Below are 13245 nucleotides of genomic sequence, written 5' to 3'. Positions count from 1 at the left end.
ATTTTGTGGAAGGAGCGCGTACAGTGAAGCTAACATCGAAACAGGTACTACACGTTAGCAAAGGAGATACCGAGATTGCTGGCTTTATTTCCGCGCTCCTAGCCCAAAACGAAAAGTTAACCGAGATCGTGGAAACGCAAACCCGGCAAATCAAGAAGCTCGAAAATCGCGTACAGGAGCTAGAACGCCAGATCGGTCAAAATAGCAACAACAGCAGCAAACCACCCTCGAGTGATGGACTGCGCAAAAAGAACAACTTACGCGAGCCCGGAGGCAAGAAAGGCGCTCCTAAAGGGCATGAAGGGCATACCCTTCGTTTTCATCTGGAGCCGGACGAAGTTGTCGTCCATCCCCTTACCACCTGCAAAAACTGCAATCATTCCATGGCTGAACTACCTGCGCAGGATTGGATCAAAAGGCAGGTGCTTGACCTACCCCTAGCTCCGCTCATCACCACCGAGCATCGCGCCGAAGAGAAGCGCTGTCCTTGTTGTCGCACCCTGCAAAGAGCCGAGTTTCCCAGCGCAGTTAAAGCACCTGTTCAATACGGGGAAAGCTTTGCTGCTTGGACGACGTATCTGAGCGTCTATCAGTTGCTCCCCTTGAAGCGCATTGCTCAGTTCTTTTTCGATTTGACCAGGTATCGCCCGAGCGAACGCACTTTGCTTGAGCAACTGAATACGATGGCATCCCGTGTAGCGGAGCATGAACCGGTAATCAAAGCGCAACTGCGCAAAGAACCCTTCATTTGCTGCGATGAAACGCCCATGCGTTTGAACGGGAAACAACAACATCTTCATACGCACTCGAGCGCCGAATGGACGTTACTGCATATGAACGAAAAACGATGCGGGCCGGCGTTCACCGAAATGGATGTGCTGCCTGCCTATAAGGGGATCGTCGTGCATGACTGCTTTTCCTCGTATTTCAAATCAGACGTAACGTTCTCCCATGCGCTCTGTAATGCGCATCTCCTGCGTGACTGCCAGGGCATCGTAGATCACAATCGACATCAATGGGCAGCCCAAATGAAAGAATTGCTTCGCCGAAGTTGGAAAATGGCCAAAGCGGCTAGAGCCTCCGGCACGCGAATGTCAGATGCACTCCTCGCTGAGATTGACCGTCAGTACGACGACATTCTGGTGCTTGGAGCAAACGAATGGTCAACAGATAAGGTTCCCGAGAAAACGGGGCCACGAGGGCGGAAATGCAAAAGTATTGCAGCGAACCTTGGAGACCGACTTACGCGCCACAAGGCGTCGGTACTCCGCTTTCTTTACGATGACCAAATCCCATTTGATAACAATCTGGCTGAACGAGACATTCGCATGTCCAAGGTGAAACAAAAGATCTCGGGTTGCTTTCGGACAGCTATCGGCGGACAGCAGTTTGCCAGCATTCGCGGGTTTATTTCCACACTTCTGAAACAATCCCTCCCTTTGCACCAATCACTCGTTTCCGTTCTTCGCGGTCAGTTTCAGTTTAGTGCTACGTAAGTAGTAACGGCATAAGAGAATAAAAACGGAGCAAGGATTCGATCATCCTTGCTCCGTTTTTCCTTGTCTATAAATAGATTCAAGCGTCTCTTAATCTACTCTTAAACTGAGTTAGATAAAGTTAAACTATTCCTATATGCGAATGAAACCGTGGAGGGTACACTGAAGAGAATAAGTAGGGTTACTGCTGAAGGAGAGCAGATCGAACATGAACCGATTAAAGCAATTGCAATTCACGTTGTTAATCCTTATGCTACTTCCCATAGTTTTAATATTTCCGATTAGCTCGACGCAAGCGAAGACGAGCGCTTCCGAAAGCGAAGCTCCGGCATCGCGTATTACGTGGGACTCCTATTATTTAGGGGACATCTCTGAAGGTCTGCTGCCCACGCGTTGGCATCCGTTCTCTACGATGGATGCCGATCCTCAAGGCGTTAGCTCAAACCGCGAGTTGTGGTTGAAGGCAACGATTCCGAATAATGAACATTCTCCGGGGCAACTCCTGGTCTATTCGTATATTGTCGAAGATTTCGAGATTTCGTTGTATGCGGACGGCAAGCCGATCTACCGATCGGAGAAGCTGCTGCCTTCGGGATTTATTTCTTGGCGAATGATCGCTTACGACAGCAAGGTCGGGGCTAAAGATCAGGTTCTGGTGGCGCGTATTTCGCCTCGGCAAAATCTGGAAGGCTTCGAAGTTTGGACGGGAGCAGCACCGGCTATAGCGCTGAAGCTGCTGCGAACGGAAGCGCCGGTATGGGCCGGGGCGATCGTGCTAGCGCTGCTAAGCGCGATTTCTTTACTATTGTTTTTGTTCAACCGCAGCCAGAAGCTCTTTATTTATTTTGCCGTATTTTTTGCGAGCATAGCTATCGATTTAACCGTATTGTGGGGAGGCTGGCAGTATGCCTTCCGCCCGGAGTCGCTCATGATCTTAGGATCGCTGGTCCATTTCAATTGGTATATCGGATATGCTAGCGGTATTCTCATCACCTATGCGATTGTCGGCGAGAGAGGCAGCACCTGGATTCGTAATCTCGGTTACGCGGTTGTCGTTTATGCCTTTACGGCAATAGCAGGGTGGCAAATATTAGGGGAACAAGCTCAACTGCTGTTCTACCAACTCTTCTACGACTATATTTCGGCGTGTCTGTTACTCGTATTGGCGGTCGTTCTGATTCGTGCGCTTAGGCGGAGAAGGAATACGGAAATTACGGTGTTCGCCATCGGTAATGCCTTGTTGGTGGGAGGGTTGGTGCTCGGCCAGTCGGTCAGCGGACAATTCGGGCTGCTTCCTACGCCCAGAACAATGTTGACTTCTCATCACGCGTTTGCCCAAATCGGTTGGACATTCGTTGGCTTCGGCGGAGCAATCCTCTGTCTCGGTATCATTATGGGTATGCGTATCATGCGCATGGCACAGCTTCGTTCGACGAACAAGGAGCTCGGGAAGCTGAATGATGAACTTAGGATTGCTAACGATAAGCTGGCGCGCATTGACGATATTCGCAGCAATATGTATTCAGAGGTGAGCCATGAGCTCAACACGCCGATTACGGCGATTAAAGGTTATGTTCAGTTAATGCTGAACGGCACCATACCTGCGGGCGAAACTCGCTACCTGCAAGTCATTCACGATAAATCGCTCGTTATGGAGCGGATGATCGACGATATGCTGGAAATTGCCAGGCTTGAAAATAAAAATACCCAGTTCGATTTCGAGCTCGTACCCTTTACGGATCTATTCGCGAGATTATGTTCGAAGGTGCAATTAGACATGTTAGAGAGGGGCTTCGCCTTTACATGGAGTCCGATTCCCGAGCCCGATTGGCCTGATCGATTCTCGGCTATATATGCCGATCCCATGCGCGTGGAGCAAGTATTCGTTAACTTGCTATCGAATGCGCGGAAATTTACGCCTGTTGGGGGTGCGATTCGAATCGAGGCCGTCATTGAAAGACAGTCGCTAACTATCCGGTTTGTCGACAGCGGATGCGGGATCGAAGCATCGGAACGCGAGCATATTTTCGAACGTTATTATCGGGGGCAGGCCGCCAAAACGGGGACGGTTATGGGAACGGGGCTGGGATTACCGATCTGCCGCGAGATCATGAACGCCCATAACGGAGAGATCGGGCTTGAACGCTCGTCGGCTCAAGGAAGTACGTTTTATATCCGTTTTCCGCTGCGTTATGCGCAGATGCGGGAGATGGAGCCGGAGGAAACCGCATGATTGCGGTAACCTCTCTTTTTTTAATTCTCTTAATCTACTCTTAAACTGACGTTGCTACGATGCTTAATGTGCCTCGTCAAAAAAATACATTTTCCGCCGGATGAAGCCGGAATTTTAATGAAGGGAAGGTGCATGAAGATGTCGGACGGGCACATCATGATTGTTGAAGATGAACATGACATTCGCGAATTGCTCCGGTTGTGCGTGGAGGGGAGCGGGTTCCGAGTAACAACGGCTGGAAGCGTTAGAGAAGCTCGGGCGTTACTTGGAAATGAGCTGCCTAATCTGGCGCTGCTGGATATTAACCTTCCGGACGGAGACGGGATGGGCTTATGCGCGGAAATTCGCAGCCGTTCGGATATTCCCGTCATTCTGGTCACATGCCGGAGAGAAGGCGGAGATATCGTAGCCGGCTTGGAGGGAGGGGCGAACGATTATATCGTTAAGCCTTTCGATGTCGATGTCGTAATCGCGCGCATTCGGACGCAACTGCGAAGCTATGCCTATTGGAAGCAGTCGAATAACAAGAACAGATTGCGTAACGGCGACTTGGACATTGATCTGATAGGTTGCGAAGTTACGGTCTGCGGGAAGACGGTCGGATTATCGGCTAAGGAACGCCAGCTTCTCCTGTTCTTAGCCAGCCATCCGAATCAAGTATTCAGCGCAAGCCTGCTGTACGACAGAATCTGGGGATTGGAAGGGACGAGCGAGGAGAATACCGTAAGTGTTCACATTCGCTATTTACGTAAAAAAATCGAGAGTAATCCTTCGGAGCCCAAGTATATTCAAACGATTCGCGGATTCGGTTATAAGTTTTGCTGGGTGGAGGATTAATGACCTGGAGGTCAACAATTGAGGAAGAAGCTAATCTATTGTCTACTAATACTATTCACCGCTAGTTCGTTGGTGAATTCTAATTGGACCGTTAAGGCTGACGGTGCGCCTCAAGCCTCGCTTACCGTTCAGTCGATTTCCGCGGGGACTTATCATATGTTGGCTTTGATGAGCGATGGGACGGTCATGTCCTGGGGGAGAAATACGTCCGGTCAATTGGGTGTCGGCGTGACGGGTAACCGGGACTACGCATCGCCGGTAATAGACGGAAACGGCCAAGTATTATCCGATGTCGTCGCGGTTTCCGCAGCTTCGCAGCATTCGCTCGCGCTCAAACGCGACGGCACGGTATACTCGTGGGGCGATAACGGCATGGGACAGCTTGGACGTATCGGAGCGACAAGGGTTGCCGGAAAGATCGACGGGTTTAATAACAAAAAAATTACGGAAATATCTACGAGCGACTCTCATTCGCTCGCGCTCGACGAGGATGGAGGCGTCTGGTCCTGGGGCTTGAATATATACGGGCAGCTTGGCAATGGTACGAAAACGAGTGCAACGTTCCCCGTTCAATCATTGGCATCCTCTTCTATCAAACTATACGGAATCAAAGCGATAGCGGCCGGTCAATTTCATTCGCTTGCGCTGACCACGACCAATGAGGTATTGGCTTGGGGGATGAATACGAACGGTCAACTGGGCAACGGAACGCAATCTAGTCAAGTCTATCCCGTTAACGTAATCGACGGCGTAAACTCGGGCAACCTGACCGGGGTAAAGATGATATCGGCTAAAGGTTACAGTTCGCTCGCCCTTAAGACGGATGGCATATTATGGTCCTGGGGCGATAATTTATCGGGGCAGTTGGGCAGAAGGGATTACCCAATCGAGACTAGCGCCCGTCCTATTATTTTGCCGGGGGGTATCCCTTTCGGCGATGTTAAGATGATGGAGGCCGGCTTTCAGCACAGCGTTGCGGTTAGAAACGACGGAACGTTATGGACGTGGGGCTCCAATCAGAACGTAGCAGCAACGTTTCAGTATCAATTAGGAAGAGAATGGAACGAGCCCTCGGTAGCGATACCCGGTCAAGTTATCGCTAGCGAAGACGGAACGCCGGTTGTCGAGGCCGCGATAGCAGTGACCGGCAATGCCCATACGAGCATTCTTGGAACCGATGGCTCCGTATGGAGCGTCGGCGGCAACTCCTCTAAAGCATTAGGCGGCAATCGTACGGAGGCGACGATTCAGAAGTTGGCGCAAATGACCTTAGGTACTCTTGCGCAAACGAAATGGACAGCGGACAGCGCCCGATCCGCAACGGCCGGAGACACCGTTCAAGTGTCGATTCAGCTTGCGGATAGCGCAGGCAACGCTCTGAATACGGGCACCGACCGGGTACGGATGACTACGGATTTTGGCGTCGTCGGACCTGTATCCTATGCAGGCGCGGGCAAATTCACCGCTTCGTTCAGGTCCGAGCGACCAGGGATAAGCAAAGTTACCGCTACGATTAACGGGTTAGAAGTTCCGACCAAGCTAAGCGTTCAGGTGACTCCCGGAGCTCCGAGCGCAAGCGCGTCAACCCTTATTGCAACTCCAAGCGTTGTTACTGCCGATGGGACAAGCTCGTCTATTCTGACCTTGGAGTTGAAAGACGCGTGGGGCAACGCCATGTCGTCAAGCGTGCCCAATGTTTCGTTGACCGCTTCGCGGGGGACCTTGGGGCCACTGACCGAGCTCTCGGTCGGCAAATATGAAGCAGCGTTAACCTCAACAGTAGCGGACGCATCAACAGTAAGCGTAGCTATTAACGAAGTTCCTCTGGGGCTGGACGCTCGAGTTACCTTCCTGTCGAGCGATCCTGACGCAGCCAATTCCGTGCTGCATGTCGAACCTAACAGCCTACCGGCCAACGGGGAAAATAAAGCGACAATCGTTCTTCAAGTCTATGATAAGTTCGGCAATGCCTTAACTCAGAGCGGCGGGGATGTTTCATTCTTGACCGATCTAGGAGAGATCGGTTCGGTCACGGAAGCGGTATACGGGGTTTACGCGGCGGAAATGACGTCGCGAACTTCCGGCAAGGCGACGGTTACCGCGATGCGAACGGGTTTGATGCTAGGACAACCGGCGGAAGTGAACTTCGTTCCGGTCGTTACTAAAGTCGTATTCGGGAAAAACCAGTATGAAGCGATGTCCGGGACGAGTGTAGCAACAGCGTTAACCGCGCATTATTGGAACGGAGAAACGAAGGACGTTACGAAGGAAAGCACGTATTCTGTGTCGGACTCTTCGATCGCCACCATTAACAGCGATGGTCTTGTGTACGGACAAGCTTCGGGTCAGATTACGCTGACCGCGCGATTCGGCGGCAGCGAAACGACCGTTCCGGTCGTCATAACGAGAAGACCAAGCGGAGGAGACGGTCCGGGCACAACGCCGGGAACTAATCCGGGTACGGGTCCAGGAACAAATCCGAACCCGCCCGTGAAGCCGGACCCGTCAGGGTCGGACCCGAAATCTGGTAATCCTGACACGAAACCGGATCCGGGACTGCCGGGAGCGGGAACTAAGCAGCCGGTAACCTATGCGGAAGTTTCCGGTCATTGGGCGGAAGCATCCATTAACAAGGCTTTAACCGATGGCTGGGCGAGAGGTTATGCCGACAACAGCTTCCGACCGGACCAAGCGGTAACGCGAGCCGAGTTCGTGAAGCTGCTCATAAACGCATTCGGATATAAGGATACGGGAGAGGATACGGAGATCTCTTTCAAAGACGGCAAAGAAATTCGGGCTTGGGCGCGTCCATCCGTGACGTTGGCCGTTAAGCATAAACTGATATCCGGTTACGGGGACGGAAGCTTCCAGCCGAATGCCCTCTTAACCCGTACGGAGATGACGGCGATTATCATTCGAGCGTTGGGATTAACGTTGGCTACCGATGCAACAACGAAGTTCGCAGACGATGGCAAGATCCCGTCATGGGCGAAGCCGTTCGTGGCTGTAGCATCCGAGCTAGGCATTATACAAGGACGCAAAGCGGATCTGTTCGTGCCTAAAGGTACCGCGACACGGGCGGAAGCGATCGTTTTCATTGGACGCGCGTTGTCGGCACGGAAACAATGAGGGTGTAACGATTCTTCTCAACACGATTATCTTATGAAAAACCCCAATCCCGTTAGCCGTTAGGGATTGGGGTTTTTCCCATTGCATGAGAGGCTAACGTTTCTGACAGAAAATTATTAATGAATCCATTTCAGCAAGAGAGGGCAAGATATTTTTTGGGACTGCGTTACAAGCAGTAGCCTTCACAAAAACGAAGGAGTGAGATTAAATGTCTAAAAACAATGATCACGATCGAAACTATGACTCTGACGGAGACAACAAAGATGACGTTAACGCCGGAGGAGTTGTTGGAGCAGTAGGCGGCGGTGCTGTTGGCGCTGTCGTGGGTTCGGCTTTAGGCCCGATCGGAACTGTTGTAGGCGGCATCGTAGGCGCTTCATTGGGCAATAATGCGGGTGAAGCCGTAACAGATAACGATGATAACTCGCATCGAGAATAATGAACGGATAATAGCTATCTATTATCAAGACAAGCTAGGCGCAAGGAAAACCTTGCGCCCTTGAAGCATATACATCGACCCTCCGCGCATAGCGCGGTTATTTTGTTTACGGAATCCAGCTCCTGAGCAAAGTACACATATCCAATTAGCTATGGGAATCTGCAGGTATGTGCAGTTCACTCAGGCAACGGGAAAGAGCGGATGATGAAAAAAAACGATTAACGAAAATGATGCGTGCGGACTGGGTACATGGTGCCTCCCCCTCTGCATGCCTGTAAATCTATTACGAAATATTGGAATACTTTTTTTGGAATACTTTGGGTTGACACGAATGGGTAAGACTCATTATACTAAACCCATCTACCTTGATACATATGTACTATAATACAATGGTTAATAACACGAACGAAAGGAGAATGGCTCATGGAACAGTTCACGCCGACTTACTACCAGATAAAACAAAGCATCAAGAAGAAAATCGCAGATGGCAAGTTAAACCCAGGGGATATTCTCCCCGGACGCGTCGCTTTATCGGAACAATACGAATGCAGTTGGAGCACGTTAAACCGCGCGGTGAACGAGTTGATACTCGAGGGCGTCCTTACCGCCGAGAAGGGGAAAGGGACGTACGTCTCCGCAAACGCGGCCAAAATAAAACAGGGCATCGAACCGGTCAGCGTATGGTTCTGCAATCCGTATCCCAGCGTATACGCAACCTTGTCCGAAATGATGGACGGTCTTCGCAATGAAGCGAACGATAGAGGACGCGCCATCCAGTTTATCGACAACGGCAATGCCGAAGCGCCCGCTAACATTAACGGTTATATCGTTATTACGCCTTCGGAAGACCAGGTACCTTTCCTGCTCAAAGCCTGGGCAGCGGGACAGCGTTTTGTCGTGTTGAACTCGGACTTCCAGAATGTCCCGTTCAGCTGCGTGAATGCCGATCTGTATCAAGGCTCGACTCAAGTCATCGATTATCTGCTCGATAAGGGACATCAACGGATCGGCCTGCTGGGTCTTCGGGATGGACAACCGAATTATCGTCATCGCCAAGATGCGTTTCGGGATTGTTTCAAGAAGCGGGGGTTGCCTTTCTCCGACGACTGGTTCGTTGGCAGGCCGGAGAATTTGAATGATGCCCATGACCTATTCAGCGATTGGGTGGATCGTCATCCGGAATGCACCGCGATCTTCGCGGCCGACTACATGTCCACGCTGACAATCTTGGAAACGCTTGTGGAGAAGGATATCGAAGTGCCTGTCAACTTGTCGCTGTTCGCATCCGGCTACATCCCGTTCGAATCGCTCATGCGCATCTCGTTGAGCACGATGGTTCAACCGTTTTACGAGATCGGCAGAATGGCGATGGCCAGACTGCTCGATGAACAGTTTGACAGAGGAACTGAACTGCTGCCTTGCAGGGTGATCTACAGAGAGTCGATCAACACCATCGAACCCGGCGCGGAGGAGGCTAGTCTGCATGACGGGCAGAGCATTCACCATTCAAATCCGGCCAGGGACTGAGGAAGAGTACAAACGGAGACACGTCGACGTTTGGCCGGAGATTAAGGCGAATATCAAGAAGCACGGTTTCTTCAATTATTCGATTTACTTGAATGGGACGACGTTATTCGCCTACATGGAGCATGACGGGGATTTTGACGCGTCATTCGCAGCCATGCAGGCGGAACCCATTGCCGCGCAGTGGAGAAACCATATGTCCGACATTATTATTCGGGATGAAAATATGGGCTTTCGCTTTCTAGAGCGAGTCTTCCGCGTGGATTGACGGAAACACCGGGAATGGAAAGAGAGGATTCAATGGATAAAAAGGTTAACATCCTGTTCATTACGGCAGATCAGCTACGCTACGACAGCTTGGGCATTACCGGTCATCCGCTCGTGAGAACGCCGAATCTCGACGCGCTCGCGGAGAGCGGAGCATTGTTCTCCAATACATTCGTTCAGTCGGCGGTATGCGGTCCATCAAGGGCCGCAATGTATACAGGCAGATATACGCACAACAACGGCGTACGCTTTAACGAAGTCCCGTTCCGCCCGGGAGAACGAACGATTGCCGATTATTTTAACGATCACCAATATCGGGCCGCTCTTGTGGGCAGAACGCATTTTACTCCGATTACGGAAAAATACGGCTTCGAATATTTCGCCTATTACGACGGCTTGCCGGTGAAAGATGCTTACTCCGCCTATCCGGAATATTTGAAAAGCAATGGATACAGCGAAGAGGATATCCGTTACCGCTACTGGCCGAGGGAGTTGGAGGTAATTCCCGGCCAAGAGGCATATCCCGAGGATTTCCGGGAGGCATATTACCCATCGCGTATTGCCGAGGAACATAGTGATACCGCTTACTTAACCAATGAGGCTATTCGGTTCATTCGCGAGACGGGAGATCGGCCGTGGATGCTGCATCTCTCTTACTGGAAACCTCATCTGCCTTTCTCGGTGCCCGAGCCTTACCATAGCATGTATGATCCGAAGGACGTGCCGATGCCGCGGTTAATGCCCGATGAACTGAAGAGCAAACCCCCTCTGCAAAAATTGTTTCGCGAGGAGAGGAGAGGAAACTTCCTCGAGGATGAACGTTTGCTTCGTCAGATCAGGGCCGTGTACTACGGCATGATCACGCAACTGGACGACCATATGGGACGGTTGTTGGAAGAATTGAAGCAGTTGGGCATACGGGATAACACGCTGATCATCTTCACATCGGATCATGGCGAGTATATGGGCGATCATTACATGGTAGAGAAGGAACTGTTCTACGAACAAGCCATCCATGTACCGCTTATGGTCAGCCTGCCAGGGCGGATTAAGCCAGGCACCGTTACCGAGAGCTTTGTCGAGACCGTGGATCTGCTGCCAACCTGCATGGAAGCTGCGGGATTACCGATTCCCCAAGCCGTAGACGGAAGGAGCTTGTTTCCGCTTCTGGATGGAACGGCTGCATCGTGGAGGCAGGAGGTGTTCGCGGAATGGGATTTCCAGTACTATCATGCACGCCGTCAGCTTGGCCTGAATCCGGACCAGTGCAAAGCGGTCATGGTAAGGAATAAGCGCTGGAAATACGTTCATTATTCCGACCAACCGTGTGAGCTGTACGATCTGGAGAACGACTCGGACGAGTTCAACAATTTGGCTGATGATCCGCAGAACCGGTCTCTGGTCCATGAACTGCAGCTGAAAATTCTGGATTGGCGTCTGCGTACAGAGGATAAGTCTCCGGAGGTCGATCTCACCTTCGCATCCTACCTTAGAGATCCTTGGAGTACGTAAGCATGCGTAATCGGAAGATCATAACGGAAAGGGTGACTGGAATTGAGCGACATCGCCGTTAAGAACGGAGCCGCGCTCCTAACGGACGCGAAAGCGGCAAAACGCAAGAAGCGGGTAATGACCCATCTGAAAGCTTACCTGTTTCTTGTTCCGATCTTCATATCCATGGGCTTGTTTAAGTATATTCCGTTTTTTAACGCCATCATTAAGTCCTTCTATGAGTGGAATGGCGCGAACATCGATAATTTCATCGGCATGAACAACTACGTTCGGCTGTTTCAGGACGAATCGTTCCATATTTCCTTGAAAAACATCGCTCTCTTTACCGGAAGTTTTATCGTCATCAACCTGACTTTACCCTTGTTCGCGGCGGTGACCATTTCGCACATGGTCAGCAAGCGCGTACAGAATTTATACAAAACGCTATTTCTCGTACCTATGGTCGTTCCTTATATCATCATCTTTCTCCTCTGGAGATGGATTTATATGGGGGACGGCGCCATCAACCAATTCCTGACCGTCGTCGGACTGGAACAATTAACCCAGACGTGGCTCGGCGACAGCGATCTGGCATTGTGGTCGATCGTCTTCGTTAACTTTCCGTGGATCGGAGGCATTTACTTTCTGATCTTCCTTGCCGGAATGATCACCATCTCGCCCGAGTTATACGAAGTGGGGCGGATAGACGGGATAAGCAAGTGGCAGCGGTTCTGGCGGATCGAGCTTCCGCTTATCAAAAATCAAATCCGTCTTGTCGTTGTCCTCGCCTTCATCAATCAGTTTCAAAGCTTTGAGAACGTTCTCGTATTGACGAACGGAGGACCAGGCTTCTCTACGCTAACTCCGGCCTTATATTTGTACAAGCAAGGGTTCGAGTACAACGAGCTTGGATACGCTTCCGCGATCGGGGTCGTGGTGTTCGTTATCCTCGTTACCGTAACGCTGTTGTTCAACAGATTCATCAAACCTACGGATAAACTCGACTAAGGGGGGATGGCCATGGGCCGTATCATACTGACCGTACTGCTTCTGCTCACCTTGTTTCCGTTCTATATGCTGATCGTTACTTCGCTCAAGCAATACGATCAAATCGTACATCATTTCTGGGCTCCGGCTTTCCCCCTGCATGTCGGTAATTACTCCGAGGTTTTCATGCAGATCTACCCGTTTCTATTGAATTCCATTCTGATTACGGCCGGCATCGTTTTCTGCGTGCTTCTCAATTCAACGCTTGCGGGATTCGCATTCGTCCGGTATGAGTTTTTCGGAAAAAACGTGCTTTACTTTCTAATCATTATGTTGATGATGGTTCCGGGCTTCCTGCTGTTGATCCCTCAGTTCATTCTGTTCAAGGATCTTGGTCTGATCAACACGTATTGGGCGCAAATATTCGGCCCGATGGCAGGCGCATCCGCCATGGCGACAATGCTCACAAGGACATTCTTCCAGGGATTATCGGGAAGTTTGCTGGAAGCCGCGGAGATGGAGGGGGCCGGCGATTTCAAGGTGTTCTACTCCATCATTTTACCGCTGTCCACGCCGATTATTTCCACGATAGCGATCATCAACGCCCTATTGGGCTGGAACAATTACATATGGCCGCTGGTTGTCACCTCGGGCGACAAAGTGAAACCGATTATCCTGGCTTTGAACAACATTGAGGGTACGATCGATACGGTTCAGGGACTTCAATTCGCTGGCTTCGTCGTTGCTTCTCTACCGCTGTTCCTGCTGTTCATATTTGCCACCAGATCTTTCGTATCGGGGATTACCGCCGGAGCGGTAAAAGGATAAAAACCAACATGAGG

The 13245-nt window shown here is 50.9% G+C and carries 10 protein-coding genes; all 10 read left to right on the top strand.

Going from position 1 to position 13245, the window contains the following annotated elements; genetic code table 11:
- The first annotated feature begins 23 nt into the window (after positions 1-23).
- The 10 genes from tnpC to HH215_RS18555 all read left to right on the top strand — a co-directional run bounded on the left by tnpC (position 24) and on the right by HH215_RS18555 (position 13231).
- Positions 24-1496 (top strand): IS66 family transposase, encoded by a 1473-nt coding sequence (gene tnpC, locus HH215_RS18600; RefSeq protein WP_169281269.1) that lies wholly within the window; start codon positions 24-26, stop codon positions 1494-1496.
- A gap of 208 nt (positions 1497-1704) precedes the next feature.
- Positions 1705-3729 (top strand): sensor histidine kinase, encoded by a 2025-nt coding sequence (locus HH215_RS18595; RefSeq protein ID WP_169281268.1) that lies wholly within the window; start codon positions 1705-1707, stop codon positions 3727-3729.
- 132 nt (positions 3730-3861) lie between these two features.
- Positions 3862-4566 (top strand): response regulator transcription factor, encoded by a 705-nt coding sequence (locus tag HH215_RS18590; RefSeq protein WP_169281267.1) that lies wholly within the window; start codon positions 3862-3864, stop codon positions 4564-4566.
- Positions 4567-4584: 18 nt separating this feature from the next.
- Positions 4585-7695 (top strand): RCC1 domain-containing protein, encoded by a 3111-nt coding sequence (locus tag HH215_RS18585; protein ID WP_169281266.1) that lies wholly within the window; start codon positions 4585-4587, stop codon positions 7693-7695.
- A gap of 208 nt (positions 7696-7903) precedes the next feature.
- Positions 7904-8134, top strand: a complete 231-nt coding sequence (locus tag HH215_RS18580; protein WP_169281265.1) for a hypothetical protein — start codon at positions 7904-7906, stop codon at positions 8132-8134.
- A gap of 423 nt (positions 8135-8557) precedes the next feature.
- Positions 8558-9661: a substrate-binding domain-containing protein gene (locus tag HH215_RS18575; RefSeq protein WP_169281264.1), complete on the top strand. Its 1104-nt coding sequence runs from the start codon at positions 8558-8560 to the stop codon at positions 9659-9661.
- Entirely contained in the window at positions 9618-9926 is a 309-nt protein-coding gene (locus HH215_RS18570) for an L-rhamnose mutarotase (RefSeq protein WP_169281263.1), read from the top strand. The genes HH215_RS18575 and HH215_RS18570 overlap by 44 nt, the downstream gene beginning before the upstream one ends.
- Before the next feature lie 32 nt (positions 9927-9958).
- Positions 9959-11437: a sulfatase-like hydrolase/transferase gene (locus tag HH215_RS18565; RefSeq protein WP_169281262.1), complete on the top strand. Its 1479-nt coding sequence runs from the start codon at positions 9959-9961 to the stop codon at positions 11435-11437.
- A gap of 42 nt (positions 11438-11479) precedes the next feature.
- Positions 11480-12424: a carbohydrate ABC transporter permease gene (locus HH215_RS18560; protein ID WP_169281261.1), complete on the top strand. Its 945-nt coding sequence runs from the start codon at positions 11480-11482 to the stop codon at positions 12422-12424.
- A 12-nt stretch (positions 12425-12436) separates the two neighbouring features.
- Positions 12437-13231: a carbohydrate ABC transporter permease gene (locus HH215_RS18555; protein ID WP_169281260.1), complete on the top strand. Its 795-nt coding sequence runs from the start codon at positions 12437-12439 to the stop codon at positions 13229-13231.
- The last annotated feature ends 14 nt before the right edge of the window (positions 13232-13245 follow it).

This window comes from Cohnella herbarum (genome assembly GCF_012849095.1).
GTDB lineage: Bacteria > Bacillota > Bacilli > Paenibacillales > Paenibacillaceae > Cohnella > Cohnella herbarum.
This window is presented reverse-complemented; position numbering and strand designations above follow the sequence as displayed.

What these genes read in the sequence shown, in the direction of transcription:
- HH215_RS18575 (WP_169281264.1), top strand. Translation starts at nt 8,558, where the DNA reads ATGGAACAGTTCACGCCGACTTACTACCAGATAAAACAAAGCATCAAG.
- HH215_RS18595 (WP_169281268.1), top strand. Translation starts at nt 1,705, where the DNA reads ATGAACCGATTAAAGCAATTGCAATTCACGTTGTTAATCCTTATGCTA.
- HH215_RS18590 (WP_169281267.1), top strand. Translation starts at nt 3,862, where the DNA reads ATGAAGATGTCGGACGGGCACATCATGATTGTTGAAGATGAACATGAC.
- HH215_RS18555 (WP_169281260.1), top strand. Translation starts at nt 12,437, where the DNA reads ATGGGCCGTATCATACTGACCGTACTGCTTCTGCTCACCTTGTTTCCG.
- HH215_RS18565 (WP_169281262.1), top strand. Translation starts at nt 9,959, where the DNA reads ATGGATAAAAAGGTTAACATCCTGTTCATTACGGCAGATCAGCTACGC.
- HH215_RS18570 (WP_169281263.1), top strand. Translation starts at nt 9,618, where the DNA reads ATGACGGGCAGAGCATTCACCATTCAAATCCGGCCAGGGACTGAGGAA.
- HH215_RS18580 (WP_169281265.1), top strand. Translation starts at nt 7,904, where the DNA reads ATGTCTAAAAACAATGATCACGATCGAAACTATGACTCTGACGGAGAC.